Here is a 16,145-nt window from a genome sequence, read left to right on the forward strand (position 1 = left end):
TTCGCTTCAAGGCCTTCTGCGATGGACCTAAAGGCGCTGATCCCACGCGGGCTCTTCGCCCGCTCGCTCCTCATCATCGTCTTACCCGTGGCGATCATGCAAATGGTCGTGACCTATTTGTTCTTTGACTTGCATTGGGAACAAGTCAGCCGTCGCTTAAGTGAAGGGGCCGCTGGCGATGTGGCGCTTGTCACGCAGCTTTATGCCGACAATCCAACGCCAGAAAATCTCGCATCCATCACAAATTATGCGCGCGCAGACTTGCGCCTGTCGGTAGCCCTTCAAAAGCAAGCCAAATTACCAGAGCGGGACCGCCTGGCCGTGATTCCGGCCTTTGACCGCACGTTGCGCCGCGCTTTGTCCGGATCCTTGCGGCAGAAATTCTGGTTCGATACCACGCGCTATCCAGACTATGTCGACATCCGAGTAGAAGTGCCTGGCGGGGTCTTGCGTTTTCTGGCCTATCGCGACCGGGTTTTTGCGTCCACGGGCGGCATCTTCATCTTGTGGCTGGCAGGGGCGACCATCCTGTTGGCGACGGTCTCCGTCCTCTTCATTCGCAATCAGGTTCGCCCGATGGAGCGGCTCGCTGATGCAGCAGAGCGGTTTGGGCGGGGCGAAAATGTCAGCTTAAAGCCGGCTGGCTCCGCCGAAGTGCGTCGCGCCACCTTGGCCTTCCTCCAGATGCGCGGTCGTATCCAGCGCCACATTGAGCAACGCACCAATCTGCTGGCTGGGGTCAGTCATGACTTGCGGACCCCTCTGACGCGTCTGAAGCTTCAGTTGGCGATGATGCCGCCGTCTAGCGACATTGACGAAGCCCGCAAGGACATAGTCGAGATGGAGGGCATGCTGGAAGAATATTTGGCCTTTGCTCAAGGCCAGTGGTCGGAAGAGCGTGAAGTGTTGGATTTGGCCGAAATTGCGCGCGCCATCATTCAAGATGTCGCCCGTGCAGGCCGCGACATCGATGGGTCTGGTCTTGCCGACAGCCTGCCGACGTCTGGCCGCCCGATTGCCCTCAAGCGCTGCCTCTCGAACCTTGTTGAAAATGCCTTGTCCTTTGGCCAGACGGTCGCGCTCAGCTCCTCGCAAAGCGAAGATGCGATCTATATCTATGTCGATGATGATGGCCCTGGGATTGCGCCTGAAAGCTATGAAGAGGCGCTTAAACCCTTCTCAAGGCTCGACCCCGCCCGTAATCAGAACCGGAAAGGCGTGGGACTGGGCTTGGCGCTGGCCTATGATGCAGCCCGCTCGCACGGCGGCAATTTAGTGCTGTCGCGCTCTACGCTGGGGGGTCTTCGGGTGAGTGTGCGTCTGCCGCTTTAGCACGGGCTCGGCGCGTGGCACCTGATTGCAGACTGGACTTGAGAAAGTCAGCGAATTTCTCGCCGCGCGCCAACCAATCCTCACTCTCGCGCAAGCTCTGGTCGAGGCCTGCCATCGTCTTTGACAAGTCAGCATCATCCTTTAGCCAAAGCGCTTCGACTTTGCGCAAGCGGCGGGCAAGACCCATGACGCGGGCGGTCGATTTGAGGCTTGTGGTGGAGATGCCCACTGCTTCTAAGGCCCAGGCGGCAGTGCGTATCCGGCGGGCGGCACGGGCAAGGGCTGCGGCGGGCTCGTCTTGATCGGCTTCCAGGATGGAGACCCAAGCCGCACGATTGTCAGCCATCGCATCAAATCGCGCCATCACAACGTCAAACAATTGGTCGCGGCTGGGGGCATCTGCATCTAAGTCCGACACAGCCTCTAGCATCGCACGATCCAGCGTCTGGTCGAGATATTCGGCCACTGTAAGGCGCGTGACCCCGGCTTCTGCACAGGCAGCCAAGCTCTGCCCCGCTGTTTGGCACAGGCTGACCAAGCTGACTTCGGTCCAAGGTTTTTCGGCGCTTAAGGCCAGTGCAGCTTCGCCCAAAGCCTGAAAAAGCGGTGCATGCAAGGAAGGGTCGCGGTGGGTCATGGGCGTAATATAGGGCCCGAAGGCCCCCTCGGCTACTTACCCAATTGACGCGAGCGGTGGATGGCGGCTTCAACCGCGCGACGCACCAAAGTGACAATCCCGCCACCCGCCGTCAAAGCGTCGGTTGCAGCAGCCGTTGTGCCTTCAGGGCTTGTCACGGCACGGCGCAAATCTTGTGGGTTCTGCCCGGTTTCTTCCATCAGCGCAGCCGACCCAATCACCGTTTGCCAAGCCAAGCGCTCTGCCAAGCCTCGTTCTAAGCCTTCGCCTTCGCCAGCGGCGGCCATGGCCTCGGCCAACAGGAAGACATAGGCGGGGCCAGAGCCAGACACGGCTGTCACTGCATCCATCTGCTTCTCGCTTTGCAGCTTTTCGACCGTGCCGAGTGGGCGCAACAGTGAAACAGCCAAGGCTTCGGCTTCTGAGGGCACCGTGGGGCTATTCCAATAGGCCGTAACACCCTTGCCGATTTGACCCGGCGTGTTTGGCATAGCGCGGATGACTTGGCTGGCTGAAAGAATTTCAGCAATCTTCGACGTACCAATGCCCGCCATGATCGACAGCACCAGCGTATGGTCAGACACCAAATGCCTGATGGTCTGCTCACCCACGCTTGGAAACAATTGCGGCTTAATGCCCACGACAACGCAGTCGAACGCCGAGCTTTCAGCTGGGTCTGGGTTCAATACCCAGTTTTGCGTCGCGACGATTTCAGACACTTCTGCCGATGGATAGGGTTCAAATACGACCAGATCAAACGTATCGGCCATCGGGGCCCATCCGCGCAACATGGCTCCGCCCATCCGGCCACCGCCGACAAGCGCAATTCGCTTTTTCATAAAACTCACGCCTCTCCGGCAGTCTCAAACAAAGCTGCTTGGGCGGCCTCTTCAGGTGTTTTGCCTGCCCAAAGCAAGAAGTTAAACGCAGGGTAAAACCGCTCGCAGGCTTCCACGCCAGCAGCCAATATCGCCGCCACTTCGGCAGGCTCTGGCGTGTCGCGGCCGATCAAAGGCACCACAGCCCGCCACGACAAGGCATTGTCATCGGAAGAAAGCTCAAAATGGCCCAACCAAAGTGCTTCATTTAACAAAGCCAGCAAGGAGGCAATATCACCCCGACGCATGCGGGGCGCCTTTAGATCAAAAATCAGGCTGAGTGCCAAAGAAGGTGCATCTTCTCGAGCAATAAAAATCCCATGCAGATCACAATAGGTCATGGAGGCGGCGAAGTGGATTTCTTCGTCCAAACGCTCATAGGCTTTCGAATCTGCGGCCAGAACGGCTTCAACCGTATCTAGGGTGTCCGCATCTTCGAAAAAATCTTCGTCTCGAAGCGTAAATTGGCGGTCCATAATAACCTCCACGGTGGTTCGCTTACAAACGGCACGCGAATCGCGCACCGCTATTGGGCATGGTTGGCGGGAATGGCGCGCGCTGCAAGCGGTGCGCCAAAGCTTTTAGCTGCTTTTGGCCGATTTTTTTGTCGAAGCCGATTTGGTTGCTGCTTTCGCAGGCGTTCCGATCGAAGCTTCTAACGCTTCAAGGCGCGCTTTCAGACTGTCAGCCTCTGCACGGGCCGCAGCGGCGAGATCTTTCACGGCGTCAAATTCGTCGCGACGCACCAGATCCATGTCCACAACCATGCGCTCCATTTGCGAGCGCCAGAAGGCACGGGCCTCTTCACCCACACCTTGGGCGACCCCTGCCGCACTGGTTGCCAATTTTGAAAATTCGTCGAGGAAAGGATTACGTGTTTGCATAAGGACCTTCTAGCGGGTCTATTCCCGTTGCGCTATGACAAACTTACATCACCTGCGCGAGACCTGTTCTCCTAACAGAAGGTGTTTAAGATCGCCTTTGCCGTCACAGTGAAGTTTCTCTTAGCGTTTTCCAAGGCCTTTTAGCTTGCTGCTGTTTTTGTGCCTGGCTGCGATTGTGAGAGCCTTTGCATATGCCCCCTTTCCTTTGCTAAAGGCTTGCTATGATCGATATGTCCATTCCATTTCCCGACATCTCCCCCTTTGTGTTTCAACTGCCCGGGTTTGACCTTTTTGGGTTCGCACTCGGTCCCTTTGGCTTGCGTTGGTATGCGCTCGCCTATGTGGCGGGTCTGATCCTTGGCTGGCGCTTGATGGTGGGGATGGTGAAGAAGCCTGCGCTGTGGGGCCTCAAGTCGCCTTTGGATGAGGAAGATATCGACGACTTTTTGTTCTATGCGACATTGGGCGTGCTATTTGGCGGTCGTATTGGTTATGTTTTGCTCTATCGCCCCGAAATGCTGGCAGACCCGATGTCGGTCTTACGGGTGTGGGAAGGCGGCATGAGCTTCCATGGCGGCTTCCTCGGCGTCTGTTTGGCCGTTATTGGCACCGCACTCGGTCGGAAGAAGTCCCTGCTTTCCTTGGGCGATTCGGTCGCTGTCGTATCACCGATTGGCTTGTTCTTCGGTCGGATGGCGAATTTCATCAATCAAGAGCTTTATGGTCGCGCCACGGATGTGTCTTGGGGCTTTATCTTCCGCACCGATCCTGAAGGCCTGACTCGTCACCCCAGCCAGCTTTATCAAGCCGCTCTGGAAGGCGTTTTGTTGTTTATCGTGCTGCAAGTGGCGGTTAGACGCTTTGGCATCTTGAAGCGTCCGGGCCAAGCCGCAGGGCTATTTGTCGCGGGCTATGGCATCGCGCGCCTGATTGGTGAGCAGTTCCGCGAGCCCGATGCATCGCTGATCTTGGGCTTCACCCACGGTGAATTCTATTCCCTGCCCATGGTCGCGTTTGGTGTCGCCCTCTTCCTTTGGGCCAGCGTGCGCGCCGGTAAAGCCAAGTCCGAACAGGTAGGCTGAAGGCTGTGACCCCGCCAGAGCGGCCACACCCAACCGGGCTTGAAACCCGCTTGGCCAAGATGATTGAAGCTTGTGGTCCGATCAGCATCGATGCCTTCATGGCGCACGCCCTCTATGACCCCCAAGCGGGCTATTATGCCACGCGCCTGCCCTTGGGCGCACGTGGGGATTTTACCACCAGCCCGGAAATCAGCCAGATTTTCGGCGAACTGATCGGTCTGTGGGTCGCGCAAAGCTGGCTCGACCTTGGCAGCCCCGCCCCCTTCCACCTGATTGAACTCGGACCCGGTCGCGGTACGCTGATGGCGGACATGCTGCGCGTCTGCCGCAAGGTGCCGGGCTTCATGGATGGTGTTGAGCTGCATCTGGTAGAAACCAACCCGCCCTTGCGAGACGCGCAGCGTGCCGCGCTCGGTGCCATTCCTGCTCGCTGGCATGACAATCTCGACGCCGTGCCTCAGGGCGACGGCTTCATCGTCGCCAATGAATTTCTGGACTGCCTGCCGGTCCGGCAATTTGTGCGGGGCGAACAAGGCTGGCATGAGAAGCTGGTCGGTGTGGACGCCGAAGGGAGACTAACCTTTGGCCTTGGACCAGCTTTGGCCGAAGCGCCCGCTTGTGCCATGCCAAATGACGGCGTGGGTGCCGTTCGCGAGCACGCCCCGGGCCTGCCCACCCTTGTTGAAATCTTAGCCCAGCGCCTGCGCACGGGCTGTGGCCGCGCCCTGATCATCGACTATGGCGATGTGAGTGGCCAAGCGGGTGACAGTTTCCAAGCGCTATTCCGCCATCAAAAGACCCATCCACTCGACCATGTTGGCGAAGCAGACCTTACCGCCCATGTCGACTTCGCTGCCCTGATTTCCTTAGCCAAAACCTGCGGCCTCGGCACCTCTGGCCCCGTCTCGCAACGGGAGTTTCTGCAAAGCCTGGGCATCGAGGCGCGCCGCGATGCCCTCATTCGCGCAAACCCCCACTGCGAATCTGACCTGACTCGCAGTGTGGAAAGACTGATCGGAGAAGCGCATATGGGCGGGCTGTTCCATGTGGTGGCCCTTGAGTCTCCCCTCAACGCCGCTCATGGTCCGCCCATTGGACTTTAACCGACCATGCCAGACGTCGCTTCAGCACTTACCCCTACATCACCATCGGAAGATTTGATCTTTGAGCTCGCGCCCGTGCGCTCAGCCATGCTGTCGCAATTGGCAGGGTTTGAGCATGGCTTTTATGGCCGCGTAGGTGGGGTATCCTCTGGCATTTATGAGAGTTTGAATTCGGGACCCGGCTCGAACGATGATCCTGCCAATGTGGCAGAGAACCGTCGCCGTATTGCAAGCCATATTGGCGTCTCGCCAGACCGCCTATTGTCAGCCTATCAAGTCCATGGTGCCGATGCACTGATGGTGGACGGCCCATTCCAAGGCGATCGCCCGCAAGTCGACGCTTTGGTGACGCGCTGTCCATCGGTTGCGCCATCGGTTTTGACCGCTGACTGCGCGCCGATCCTGTTTGCTGATCCGGCCGCACGCATCGTCGCTGCCGCCCACGCAGGGTGGAAGGGTGCCATTGGCGGCATCTTGGAAGCCACCATTGCCAAGATGGTAAAGCTTGGCGGCTCCCCTGCCCGCATCGTGGCCGCTGTCGGCCCGTGTATCGCCCAAGCCAGCTATGAAGTTGGCCCTGAATTCGTAGCGACCTTCATCCAAGCCGATCCGGCGAACGAGCGATTCTTTATCCCCGGCAAAGACGATCGCTCGCTTTTTGACCTGAAACGCTATTGCGCGGCCCGCTTAAGGGCTGCTGGTTTAGGCGCAGTTGATGTGCTGCCGCAGGACACATGCGCTGAAGAATCGCATTTCTTTTCGAACCGCCGCCGCAATCTGGCGGGCGAAGCCGACTACGGACGAAATTTGTCTGCCATTCGTATCGTCCGATAGCATCACAAAGGGTTGCACGCGGGGCGCTCTCTGCTTAATCGACCGCTCAGGCAATCGCGTGGAAATTTGACGCGGATTGGCGTTTGGACGGGGATCGATCATCATGAAATTGCTTGCAGGCAACGCCAATCAACCCTTGGCATCCTCCATTGCCGATTATCTCGACGTTCCATTGACGCGCGCCCAAGTGCGCCGCTTTGCGGATAATGAGATTTTCGCGACCATTGATGAAAATGTGCGCGGGGAAGACGTCTTCATCATTCAGTCGACCAGCGCACCAGCCAATGACCACTTGATGGAATTGCTGATCTGTATGGACGCTTTGCGCCGCGCCTCTGCCCGTCGCATCACCGCCGTCCTGCCCTATTTCGGCTATGCCCGGCAGGACCGCAAAACAGGTGGCCGCACGCCTATTTCGGCCAAGCTGGTTGCTAATCTGGTGACCACTGCAGGTGCTGACCGCGTGCTGACCATGGAATTGCACGCTGGCCAAATCCAAGGCTTCTTCGATATCCCGACCGACAATCTCTTCATCACCAATACGATGGAGCAAGATATTCGCCGCAACTACAAAACCGATGATCTGATGATCGTGTCCCCTGACGTTGGCGGTGTGGTGCGGGCTCGCGCTTTGGCCAATCGCCTCGGCGCTGACCTTGCCATCGTCGACAAGCGCCGTGAGCGTGCCGGTGAAAGCGAAGTCATGAATATCATTGGCGACGTCTCTGGCCGCGCCTGCATTCTGTTTGACGACATTGTCGATTCGGCTGGCACCTTGTGTAATGCCGCCGCCGCCATGATGGACAAGGGCGCGGCCTCGGTTTCGGCCTATGTGGCCCACGGCGTGATGTCGGGCGGCGCGTTTGACCGCGTCGATGCCTCAGCCCTGAAGGAATTGGTGGTATCGAACTCCATCGATCATGGCGACAAATTCTCCAAGTCCAGCAAAGTGCGCTGCGTCTCGGTGGCACCGCTCATCGGGGAAGCCATTCGCCGGATTGCCAATGAAGAAAGCGTCTCCAAACTATTTGATTGAGGCAGCGTTGGCCCCACGGCCTTCGTCTAGGGTTGGTTTGGTTCTGACCCACCCAAAGCGGGCATATGGCTTTCCACCCAAGCGATCAGCGACCGCACCTCTTGACGCAGAGACTTGCCAAGTGGTGTCAATTCATAGGTGACATGTGGTGGCACGGTGCGATGATCCTCGCGTCTGACAATGCCTGTCGCCTCAAGGTCACGTAACGTCTGGGTCAGCATCTTTTGCGAAATGCCTTCGACCATGCGCATCAGGAAACCATTGCGCGCGGGGCCATCATCCAAGGCATTGATCACCAGCAGCGACCATTTACTCGCGACCAACGCCAGATATCGGCGCGAGGCACAGCGTTGCGAAAGCACGTTTGGCGGCAATCCCATGCGGACTCCTGCATAAATTCGATAGGCACGAAAAGGTGCGTACTATCATTTGGGTTATGGCATGGCTAGCTTTGCGGACGAGTTTCAAACGCGGGGACGACTATGGATTTACTCAATAATTTAGGGGCGATCATCACGATGTTGATGGGCTGCTTAGGCCTCTTCTTGCCACAAAAAGCGTCACAACTGACGGGTCTTACCGCCGTCACGCCAGCCGGACGGGCAGAGTTTCGCGGAACCCTTGGCGTTACGTTTTTTCTTTTGGGATTGGTTCCGGTCGTCACACAGAACGACATCGCGTTCCTGACCGTCGGCCTATGTTGGCTTGGCGCAGCCATCGGCCGGGTTATTTCGATCTATTTGGACCAAGGCAATGAAGCCAAAAACTGGATCGCTGTCGGGTTTGAATGCGCCATCGCAGCGCTGCTTTTAGTGGGGCTGTCGGTCTGGCCATAAATTCAAGGCGGAGTTCGAACAAAAGCACGCATAGAAAATCATTTTTAGGTTGTAAAAAAAATCAAAGCTACCCAAAAGTCAAAGGCGGCCCGCAAGGAGCCGCCTTTCTCTTGTCCCCAAGGGGTGTGGGTCTAAGCCCAGTGACCGTTTCCCGAGGCGCACGCTGAATTATCACTACAGGATGCCTAAAAATGCAAGAATATTTTTGCAAAGGTGATTTGGATGTGACCGCAATTGTTCGTTCAGCTAGTAGACCACGGCTGAACAAGTACTTGCAAAAAACTGGAGGAGACATCCCAAAAGCGCTGCAAGTTTATCATTGGAATTCGATGTTATCACCGTCATTATATTTTTCACTTCAACACTGGGAAATTGCCCTGAGAAACAGATTGAATGAATTTCTTATTTTCAAATATGGGCCAACTTGGCCATTTAATGCTAACTTACGAAGAAACTTAGCTGGCCAAGATAGGCAACGCCTAGACAAAGTTGTGATGCGGCTAACTGACAAGCTGGCCCCGGCTGTGATAACCACTGATCAGATTGTTGCGGGACTGTCCGCTGGATTTTGGGTATCTCAGTTCAGCAGTCGCTATAAGGCTCAATACAATTGGACCAGCAATTTAAAATTTAGGGTGTTTCTAAACGATGCCAAAATAACAAGTGAGATGGCACACCAACATTGTTCCAATCTGCTCAACTTGAGAAATCGTGTCGCACATCATGAGCCAATCCTGCATTTACCCTTGGGCCATATACGAGCCTCTCTGAGAACAATTCTCGCCGGAATATGCGCAGCGACGAACCAATATGTCGACGACGCATGCACCTTTAAATCACTTTGGAACGAAGAAATTGATCACCAAGTCCAATAGGATGAGGTGTTTCAGATTCTCCTTTTGCATTGAGATCGTAGGAGCCCCCACCGGCAGACCAAGGGCCTGCCGGCAGAGCCTAAAGAGTCTTATTCAGCCATCGCGGCTTCGAGGTTCGCGGCAACTTTCTTCAAGAAGCCTTCGGTCGAGAGCCAGGATTGCTCATCACCGACCAACAGCGCCAAGTCCTTGGTCATATAGCCGTCTTCAACCGTGGCGATGACGACTTCTTCCATCTTGGTCGCGAACTTCATCAGTTCGGCATTGTCATCGAGCTTGGCACGGTGGGCGAGGCCACGGGTCCAAGCAAAGATCGACGCGATGGAGTTGGTGGAGGTTTGCTCGCCGCGCTGATGCTGGCGATAGTGGCGGGTCACCGTGCCGTGGGCAGCTTCGGATTCCAGCACTTTGCCATCTGGCGTCATCAGAACCGACGTCATGAGGCCCAGCGAGCCAAAGCCTTGAGCGACGGTATCGGACTGAACGTCGCCGTCATAATTCTTACAGGCCCACACAAAGCCGCCAGACCATTTCATAGCCGAAGCCACCATGTCGTCGATCAAGCGGTGCTCATAGAGCAAACCCAATTCCTTGAACTGGGCGGCATAATCGGCATCGAACACTTCTTGGAAGATGTCCTTGAAGCGGCCGTCATAGGCCTTCAAAATGGTGTTCTTGGTCGACAGATAGACGGGATACTTGCGCGCCAAGCCAAAGGCGAAGCTGGCGTGGGCAAAGTCGCGGATCGAGTCGTCGAGGTTATACATGGCCATAGCAACGCCAGAGCCTGGATAATCAAACACTTCATGCTCAATCACTTGGCCATCTTCGCCAACAAATTTGATCGTGAGTTTGCCTGGGCCTGGAACTTTGAAGTCAGTGGCCTTGTACTGGTCTGCAAAAGCATGACGGCCGATGATGATGGGCTTGGTCCAGCCCGGAACCAGACGCGGCACATTGGTGCAGATGATGGGCTCACGGAAGACCACACCGCCCAGAATGTTGCGGATGGTGCCGTTGGGCGATTTCCACATCTTCTTCAGCTTGAACTCTTCGACGCGGGCTTCATCCGGGGTGATGGTGGCGCATTTGATGCCAACGCCGTGCTTCTGAATCGCCTTCGCCGCGTCGATGGTGACTTGGTCGTCGGTCGCATCGCGGTTCTCGATCGACAAGTCATAATATTCAATCTCGAGGTCGAGATAGGGCGTGATCAGGAAGTCTTTGATCATCTGCCAGATGATGCGGGTCATTTCGTCGCCATCAAGATCGACAACTGGATTAGCAACTTTAATCTTCGCCATGTTTTTCCCCTATTGGTCCACGAACGTCGCGGCCTGTAAGTGATATGTCCGCAAATCGGTTGGGTGGGCTATAGCACCTCCAGCGACGTGGAAAAGACGTCTTCAACAAGAGTGACAGCGACAAGATGCGCAAAGATGCAGAACCAGCCCCCGCGCCGACCGCGTGGGCCCCGCCAAAGCCCGTTTTTGACGGCTCCCGCCCCGTGGGTGTAGGCCCAAACGGGCCGCTGTCGAAAGCCGAACAAGCTGCCCTGCCCGGTTGGGGTGCGGCACCCGCCATTTGCCTCGTCCACCCGCAAATGGGCGAGAATATTGGCGCGACGGCACGCGCTATGGCCAATTTTGGTTTTTCAGAGCTGATTCTTGTCAAACCGCGCGATGTCTGGCCGAACCCTAAGGCGTGGGCTTTGGCCAGTGGCGCAGAATGGCCGCTGGAAAGCGCACAGGTGGTTGAAACCGCCGAAGAGGCCTTGGCGGAGAAGACCTTTGTTATCGCGACGACGGGCACCCCCCGCCAGCTCGACAAGCCACTGATTGGGCCGCGTGAAGCGGTTGCCCGCATGCGCGAAGCGATGGCCGCTGGCGAAAAGCCTGTGATCTTGTTCGGGTCCGAACGTTCGGGCCTCGACAATGATTTGATCATTGGGGCGGACCTGTTGGTGACTTTCCCCGTCGATGGCCGCTTCCCCAGCTTGAACCTTGCCCAATCGGTTGCCTGCTTCTGCTATGAGTGGGCGAGTGGGTCGGAGGCAAACGGCCCGCCCCCCGGCTGGACTATCGAAGAAAAGCCCACAGCGCCGCGCGAAGCCTTTGAAAGCTTCTTCGAGCATTGGGTGGCCGACTTAGACGAGACGCGTTTCTTCTGGCCAGAGGACCGCAAGGGCACGATGGTGGAAACCATGCGTAACGCCTTTGTGCGCGGCCGCTTTACGATGAACGAAATCAGCCTGATCCGCGGCGCGTTGCGCTCTCTGGCTGGCGGACCACGTCGACGGGCGCTTGAAACCGATGCCGCGGCGCAGCGCGCCAAGCTGGAAGCCTGGGTCAAGGCACGTCGTGAGGATGATCAGTCATCGTGCCTTGCGCTGCAAACAGAGACCGCGAAAATTGGCCAAGGTCCATTGCAAGCAAGCTATGTGCGCAGCGTGTTTGATGCCGACGATGGTGTCGTCATCGTTCGCGACGCCGAAGGCCAACTTGGCGCTTGGATGGTGAAGCTGTACCAAGGCCGCATCAAAGCGGCGACCTATCAGGCGTTCGCAGCTTAAGATGCAGTCAGGAGGTCTTAGGCTTTCGGTTTGCCAGCCATAAAGCTGGGGATATTGGCGCGCAGCCAGTTTCGCGCAGGCTTTTCAACCAAGGCATGGGCGATGGCCGCAGCAATGATGCTGGCCAAAACGCCGCCAATACCAATGACCAAAGCAATCGTGCCCTTCGGCTCGCCCATCACGCGCTCAACAATCTGATAAAGCGCAATATCGACGGGCAGATGGACCATATAGGCCGCAAAGGAAATTTCGCCCAAATAGACCCACGTCTTGGACGCCAACAGCGGGGTTTGGTTGGTTTTAGAAGTCTCTGCCAAAAAGAAGACTAGTCCTGCAAGGCCCGGCCAGATCCAATAGGAAGGCCAACCCCAAGCAGCCGCCATCACAACCCACACGGTACTGATAGCCACGCCCAAACCTGCAACGCCTTTAGGCAAGGTCAATTGACGGCCCAAGAACCATAAAGCGATCCCCATGCCAAAGGACGGCACAATGCGAACAATGCCGCCCTGCCAGGTCATGTTCATCAGCTCGATATTGTAGAGGCGCATCCAAGCGACAAAGGCCGCAAATACCGCCACCATGAAGACAATGCCGATCAAAGGCCGCTTGGCAAAAAGGGCCGCGATGCCAAAGCTGATTGGGAAGGTCAGATAGGCAAACCACTCTGCCGAGATCGACCAAGACGGGAAGTTCCAACCATCAGAGGCGACAAGGCCCCACGCATGCACCAAAGCCAAATGATAGGGAATCTGCTCCACCACAAAGGCGGAGGCCTTAAAAGTCGCACCCATCAGCGAGCCGGCCGCCCAAATGGCGATCATCGCAGCCAAGCAGATCAGATGCAGCGGATAAATCCGTGCGAGGCGCGCCCACACAAAGCTACGCCACGAAAAAGTCTTCGCTTCCACTTGCGGGCCATAGACATGGGCCAAAACAAAACCGGACAGGATGAAGAAGAGGTCGACCCCATAATTGCCGGCGTGGACGATCCCGATTGTGTCGCGGGGTCCGAGATCAAAACGTTCCCAGAAAAAATAGATCAAAAGCCAGAATGCAGCAACAAAGCGCAAACCGGTCAGTGGACGTATATCGGCTGGATAAAGCATGCTGGACCTAACTTACAAATCTATAGTTTGAACCTTAACCTACTAACCTTGTAACTTTGATAAGGGCACTGCAGCTTACAAGGCGTAGCGGAGTTTTCATCTGCCATTGCGCGTCCCGCTCGACTTTGGGCGCAATTCCTGCAATCACAGCGTCAAACACGAGGCCGCCCGTGAGGGCTGCGAGGCGCATGACCGATGACATTTGATCCAAGCGACGATTCCCCGCGCAAAAAAAGTGCGCAAGATGCCAAACCTTGGCTGCGCAAGGCGGACCCCGAGTCCGCATCGACGTCTACCGAAACACATGTTGAGCGCCCCGGCGAACGGATCGCCAAAGCCTTAGCGCGTGCAGGCCTTTGCTCGCGTCGTGAAGCTGAGCGTTGGATCGAGGAAGGTCGCATCACCGTCAATGGTGTGGTGCTGGAAAGTCCTGCCTTTAACGTCACCGCCCAAGACCGCATCGCCGTAGATGGTCGCCCCGTCGACAGCCCTGAACCCACACGTCTGTGGCGCTATCACAAGCCCGATGGCTTGGTGACCACCCACAAGGACCCGCAAGGCCGGGAAACCGTGTTTGACCATTTGCCCGAAGATTTGCCGCGCGTCATTTCGGTTGGACGCTTGGATTTAAGCTCTGAAGGCCTGTTATTGCTGACCAATGATGGCGGATTGGCACGGTCGTTAGAATTGCCCTCGACAGGTTGGCTTAGACGCTACCGCGTTCGCGCCTTTGGTCGGGTTAGCCAAGAAGAGCTGGCACAACTAGCCGATGGGATCACGGTTGATGGCATCACCTATGGCCCAATGGAAGCAATCCTAGATCGGGCAGAGACGGCCAATGCCTGGATCACCGTTTCAATCCGAGAAGGCAAAAACCGTGAAGTCCGTCGGGTGCTGGAAGCCATTGGCTTGAAGGTGAACCGCCTGATCCGCGTCTCCTACGGTCCGTTCCAATTGGGCAAAATGCCACCGGGCAGCGTCGAAGAAGTGGCCCCGTCGGCTTTGAAGGAAATGTTGGGCGCTTTGATGCCGGACTTGCCGCAACGTTTTTCCAGTCGGCCTGCACGTGTACCGCGTCCAGATTTAGAGGCCCCTGCCCTCGTCAAAACGGGCCGCCGTGGCCCGAAGCCGCCGCCGAAGTCCGCAAAGACACGCGTCAGCCTGCTTGAAGAAGAAACAATGCGTCGCGAGGCCGGCAAAGCCAAAAGTCGTGCAGCTCACACGGGTGCAGGTTCGCCTGCCGCGAAGGGAAAGTCTGATTGGACAGGCAAGCCCAAAGTAGGCTTCAAAAAGGCTTCTGACGCTGCGCCTGCTGGTAAAGGCAAGCCTCAAACAGCGCCTTGGCGGGCGGGCGATGGGCCAAAGCGCGCCCACGCTTCGACAAAGCCAAGGAAGCCCAGCAGGTAAAGCCCATAGGCGACGCCTTCCATCAGGTCAATTTCCGCCGGATTGCCACCAACCATTGTCCCGAGCAGCAGGGCACTCATGAAGTTATTGGCGATATGGCCACCAATAGCGGCCTCCAAGCCGTTCAATCGCCAAGCTGAATAGCCAAACAATAAGCCCATAACGAACGTGATCACAAAAGTCGCCCAACCAGCATGACCGATGTGCAGGATGGAGAAAATGACGGCAGTCACCAGTACAGCAAGCAAACCATGGGCGATGAAACGCTGCACATGTTGCAAGAGCCAGCCACGAACATAAACCTCTTCAAAGGTCGATTGCACCAAGGTACCAACGATATAGACACCCGCGAGCAGCAGCCAGTCTTGTGCTGAAAACCGCGCCATGCGCGCCTCAAACGGCCCCATGCTTTCCTGACCGAAGGCTGCTGAGGTGGCATAGCTGAGCGCCACGACGGCGAGAGCTGCGGCAAACGCTAAGGTCCAGCGAAATTGCGGTGCACCGGTGAACAAGGTTCTGATTGGCATATGTTCTACATATTTGCGCCACAGCACCAACGTCAGGAAGGCAGGCCCAAATCCGCCGACCATTAATGCAAATGCGCCCACCGCTTCTTCGGTAGCACCGAGGTCGTTGGGCTTGAGCATAACCATGATCCGCAGCGGTTCAAAAAACAAAACCAAAATAGCGAGGCTGATCTGCCAAACCAAAAAGATGCCCATCCCCCCCGCGATGGTCCGCCATGTCTTCGACCTGTTCCCGCGCATCACCTGCAAAAAAGGATCAGCCTGTGGGGGATTGGCCGGGGAATTATCAGACATCAAGCGACTCCTGCGACGAGCCAATGGGCTCACTCGGCACGTCAAGCTTAGTAGGTCGCACCACCCGTGCCAAGGCTACACAATCCACCCGCACTGCCCCCGCGCGCAGTAAAGCTGCGGTACATGCCTGAAGTGTTGCCCCCGTCGTCATCACATCATCGACCAACACAAAGGATTGTCCAGCCACGGGCTGGGCAATGTGGAATGCCCCCGTGACATTGCGCTTACGCCCGCTAGCCGACAGGCCATTCTGGCTGGGCGTCGCCCGTTTTCGCCGTAAAAGCAGCGGATTATAGGGTCGCCCCGTCCTTCGCGCTAAAGCTTCCGCCAGCCATCCAGCCTGATTATAGCCCCGCTGCCACAGACGTAACCAATGCAAAGGCACTGGCAGGATCTGGTCGGCCTCTGCCACGAATGGGGCTGCCTCCACCATCCAAGCGGCAAAGGCGCGCAAGCCATCCTTGCGGCCCCCATGCTTGAGGTTGAGTACTAATGGCTTCGATAGATCGTCATAGGCTAAGGCCGCCCGTGCTCGGTGATAGAGCGGCGGTTGCGCCAAACAGACTGGACATAACATGTCGGGTCCTGTCGCTTCTGGGATGGGAAATCCGCATCGCATGCATCCAGGCCCATAGAGAAAATCCAGCGCGCGCCACAAGTCCGCTTCCATCGTACCGAGACAGTCCACGCGTGCGTCTGATAGCAGCGAACGTGGTGGCCAAATCAGATCAGCAAGTGT

At 56.8% G+C, this 16,145-nt stretch carries 18 protein-coding genes; 9 read left to right on the forward strand and 9 right to left on the reverse strand.

Features of this window, described 5'->3' with window-relative positions; translation table 11 throughout:
* Window positions 1-21 precede the first annotated feature (21 nt).
* Window positions 22-1,332, forward strand: a complete 1,311-nt coding sequence (locus ACOVRA_RS07720) for an ATP-binding protein (RefSeq protein ID WP_421719778.1) — start codon at window positions 22-24, stop codon at window positions 1,330-1,332.
* On the opposite strand, the gene ACOVRA_RS07725 is transcribed toward ACOVRA_RS07720, so the two are convergent.
* From ACOVRA_RS07725 to ACOVRA_RS07740, 4 genes are all read right to left on the reverse strand, one after another.
* Window positions 1,289-1,969 carry a hypothetical protein gene (locus tag ACOVRA_RS07725; protein ID WP_421719779.1) on the reverse strand — a complete coding sequence of 227 codons (681 nt, stop codon included), beginning with the start codon at window positions 1,967-1,969 and terminating at the stop codon, window positions 1,289-1,291. The genes ACOVRA_RS07720 and ACOVRA_RS07725 overlap by 44 nt on opposite strands.
* Window positions 1,970-2,001: 32 nt before the next feature.
* A complete protein-coding gene (gene proC / locus ACOVRA_RS07730) occupies window positions 2,002-2,808 on the reverse strand; it encodes a pyrroline-5-carboxylate reductase (RefSeq protein WP_421719780.1) in 807 nt (268 codons plus the stop codon).
* 5 nt (window positions 2,809-2,813) lie between these two features.
* The gene (locus ACOVRA_RS07735; RefSeq protein WP_290806421.1) at window positions 2,814-3,323 is read right to left on the reverse strand and encodes a YbjN domain-containing protein; all 510 of its coding nucleotides are present in this window, start codon (window positions 3,321-3,323) and stop codon (window positions 2,814-2,816) included.
* Window positions 3,324-3,428: 105 nt separating this feature from the next.
* On the reverse strand, window positions 3,429-3,731 hold the full coding sequence (locus ACOVRA_RS07740; protein WP_298229115.1) for an accessory factor UbiK family protein: 303 nt from the start codon (window positions 3,729-3,731) through the stop codon (window positions 3,429-3,431).
* A gap of 236 nt (window positions 3,732-3,967) precedes the next feature.
* Between ACOVRA_RS07740 and lgt the strand changes: the two genes are divergently transcribed.
* From lgt to ACOVRA_RS07760, 4 genes are all read left to right on the forward strand, one after another.
* Window positions 3,968-4,813: a prolipoprotein diacylglyceryl transferase gene (gene lgt, locus ACOVRA_RS07745; protein ID WP_421719802.1), complete on the forward strand. Its 846-nt coding sequence runs from the start codon at window positions 3,968-3,970 to the stop codon at window positions 4,811-4,813.
* Window positions 4,814-4,818: 5 nt separating this feature from the next.
* The gene (locus ACOVRA_RS07750; protein ID WP_421719781.1) at window positions 4,819-5,916 is read left to right on the forward strand and encodes a class I SAM-dependent methyltransferase; all 1,098 of its coding nucleotides are present in this window, start codon (window positions 4,819-4,821) and stop codon (window positions 5,914-5,916) included.
* 6 nt (window positions 5,917-5,922) lie between these two features.
* Window positions 5,923-6,750: a peptidoglycan editing factor PgeF gene (pgeF, locus tag ACOVRA_RS07755; RefSeq protein WP_421719782.1), complete on the forward strand. Its 828-nt coding sequence runs from the start codon at window positions 5,923-5,925 to the stop codon at window positions 6,748-6,750.
* Window positions 6,751-6,853: 103 nt separating this feature from the next.
* Window positions 6,854-7,786, forward strand: coding sequence for a ribose-phosphate pyrophosphokinase (locus ACOVRA_RS07760; protein WP_085340785.1), 933 nt, complete (start codon window positions 6,854-6,856; stop codon window positions 7,784-7,786).
* Between the two features lie 26 nt (window positions 7,787-7,812).
* Here ACOVRA_RS07760 and ACOVRA_RS07765 read toward each other — a convergent pair whose 3' ends face one another.
* Complete coding sequence (locus ACOVRA_RS07765; protein WP_421719783.1) at window positions 7,813-8,166, reverse strand: winged helix-turn-helix transcriptional regulator; 354 nt, start codon at window positions 8,164-8,166, stop codon at window positions 7,813-7,815.
* A gap of 102 nt (window positions 8,167-8,268) precedes the next feature.
* Here ACOVRA_RS07765 and ACOVRA_RS07770 point away from each other — a divergent pair, with 102 nt between their 5' ends.
* Both ACOVRA_RS07770 and ACOVRA_RS07775 read left to right on the forward strand, forming a co-directional pair.
* Entirely contained in the window at window positions 8,269-8,622 is a 354-nt protein-coding gene (locus tag ACOVRA_RS07770) for a DUF4345 family protein (protein ID WP_421719784.1), read from the forward strand.
* A gap of 191 nt (window positions 8,623-8,813) precedes the next feature.
* Window positions 8,814-9,497, forward strand: a complete 684-nt coding sequence (locus ACOVRA_RS07775) for a hypothetical protein (RefSeq protein ID WP_421719785.1) — start codon at window positions 8,814-8,816, stop codon at window positions 9,495-9,497.
* A gap of 89 nt (window positions 9,498-9,586) precedes the next feature.
* On the opposite strand, the gene ACOVRA_RS07780 is transcribed toward ACOVRA_RS07775, so the two are convergent.
* On the reverse strand, window positions 9,587-10,801 hold the full coding sequence (locus ACOVRA_RS07780; RefSeq protein WP_421719786.1) for an NADP-dependent isocitrate dehydrogenase: 1,215 nt from the start codon (window positions 10,799-10,801) through the stop codon (window positions 9,587-9,589).
* 125 nt (window positions 10,802-10,926) lie between these two features.
* Between ACOVRA_RS07780 and ACOVRA_RS07785 the strand changes: the two genes are divergently transcribed.
* Window positions 10,927-12,069 carry an RNA methyltransferase gene (locus ACOVRA_RS07785; protein WP_421719787.1) on the forward strand — a complete coding sequence of 381 codons (1,143 nt, stop codon included), beginning with the start codon at window positions 10,927-10,929 and terminating at the stop codon, window positions 12,067-12,069.
* 17 nt (window positions 12,070-12,086) lie between these two features.
* Here ACOVRA_RS07785 and ACOVRA_RS07790 read toward each other — a convergent pair whose 3' ends face one another.
* Window positions 12,087-13,178, reverse strand: coding sequence for an acyltransferase family protein (locus tag ACOVRA_RS07790; protein ID WP_421719788.1), 1,092 nt, complete (start codon window positions 13,176-13,178; stop codon window positions 12,087-12,089).
* A 195-nt stretch (window positions 13,179-13,373) separates the two neighbouring features.
* Here ACOVRA_RS07790 and ACOVRA_RS07795 point away from each other — a divergent pair, with 195 nt between their 5' ends.
* Complete coding sequence (locus tag ACOVRA_RS07795) at window positions 13,374-14,585, forward strand: pseudouridine synthase (protein ID WP_421719789.1); 1,212 nt, start codon at window positions 13,374-13,376, stop codon at window positions 14,583-14,585.
* Here the strand turns inward: ACOVRA_RS07795 and ACOVRA_RS07800 are convergent.
* A complete protein-coding gene (locus ACOVRA_RS07800) occupies window positions 14,507-15,406 on the reverse strand; it encodes a CPBP family intramembrane glutamic endopeptidase (protein WP_421719790.1) in 900 nt (299 codons plus the stop codon). The genes ACOVRA_RS07795 and ACOVRA_RS07800 overlap by 79 nt on opposite strands.
* Window positions 15,399-15,983: a ComF family protein gene (locus ACOVRA_RS07805; RefSeq protein ID WP_421719791.1), complete on the reverse strand. Its 585-nt coding sequence runs from the start codon at window positions 15,981-15,983 to the stop codon at window positions 15,399-15,401. Before ACOVRA_RS07805 ends, ACOVRA_RS07800 begins: the two co-directional genes overlap by 8 nt.
* Window positions 15,984-16,145 lie beyond the last annotated feature (162 nt).

Origin of the sequence: Aquidulcibacter sp. (assembly GCF_049239865.1) — a bacterium.
GTDB lineage: Bacteria > Pseudomonadota > Alphaproteobacteria > Caulobacterales > Aquidulcibacteraceae > Aquidulcibacter.

Bases quoted from the DNA above. Each gene is read 5' to 3' on its own strand.
- ACOVRA_RS07720 (WP_421719778.1), top strand. From the start codon at position 22: ATGGACCTAAAGGCGCTGATCCCACGCGGGCTCTTCGCCCGCTCGCTC.
- ACOVRA_RS07725 (WP_421719779.1), bottom strand. From the start codon at position 1,969: ATGACCCACCGCGACCCTTCCTTGCATGCACCGCTTTTTCAGGCTTTG.
- proC (WP_421719780.1), bottom strand. From the start codon at position 2,808: ATGAAAAAGCGAATTGCGCTTGTCGGCGGTGGCCGGATGGGCGGAGCC.
- ACOVRA_RS07735 (WP_290806421.1), bottom strand. From the start codon at position 3,323: ATGGACCGCCAATTTACGCTTCGAGACGAAGATTTTTTCGAAGATGCG.
- ACOVRA_RS07740 (WP_298229115.1), bottom strand. From the start codon at position 3,731: ATGCAAACACGTAATCCTTTCCTCGACGAATTTTCAAAATTGGCAACC.
- pgeF (WP_421719782.1), top strand. From the start codon at position 5,923: ATGCCAGACGTCGCTTCAGCACTTACCCCTACATCACCATCGGAAGAT.
- ACOVRA_RS07760 (WP_085340785.1), top strand. From the start codon at position 6,854: ATGAAATTGCTTGCAGGCAACGCCAATCAACCCTTGGCATCCTCCATT.
- ACOVRA_RS07765 (WP_421719783.1), bottom strand. From the start codon at position 8,166: ATGGGATTGCCGCCAAACGTGCTTTCGCAACGCTGTGCCTCGCGCCGA.
- ACOVRA_RS07770 (WP_421719784.1), top strand. From the start codon at position 8,269: ATGGATTTACTCAATAATTTAGGGGCGATCATCACGATGTTGATGGGC.
- ACOVRA_RS07775 (WP_421719785.1), top strand. From the start codon at position 8,814: ATGCAAGAATATTTTTGCAAAGGTGATTTGGATGTGACCGCAATTGTT.
- ACOVRA_RS07780 (WP_421719786.1), bottom strand. From the start codon at position 10,801: ATGGCGAAGATTAAAGTTGCTAATCCAGTTGTCGATCTTGATGGCGAC.
- ACOVRA_RS07785 (WP_421719787.1), top strand. From the start codon at position 10,927: ATGCGCAAAGATGCAGAACCAGCCCCCGCGCCGACCGCGTGGGCCCCG.
- ACOVRA_RS07790 (WP_421719788.1), bottom strand. From the start codon at position 13,178: ATGCTTTATCCAGCCGATATACGTCCACTGACCGGTTTGCGCTTTGTT.
- ACOVRA_RS07795 (WP_421719789.1), top strand. From the start codon at position 13,374: ATGACATTTGATCCAAGCGACGATTCCCCGCGCAAAAAAAGTGCGCAA.
- ACOVRA_RS07800 (WP_421719790.1), bottom strand. From the start codon at position 15,406: ATGTCTGATAATTCCCCGGCCAATCCCCCACAGGCTGATCCTTTTTTG.
- ACOVRA_RS07805 (WP_421719791.1), bottom strand. From the start codon at position 15,983: ATGTTATGTCCAGTCTGTTTGGCGCAACCGCCGCTCTATCACCGAGCA.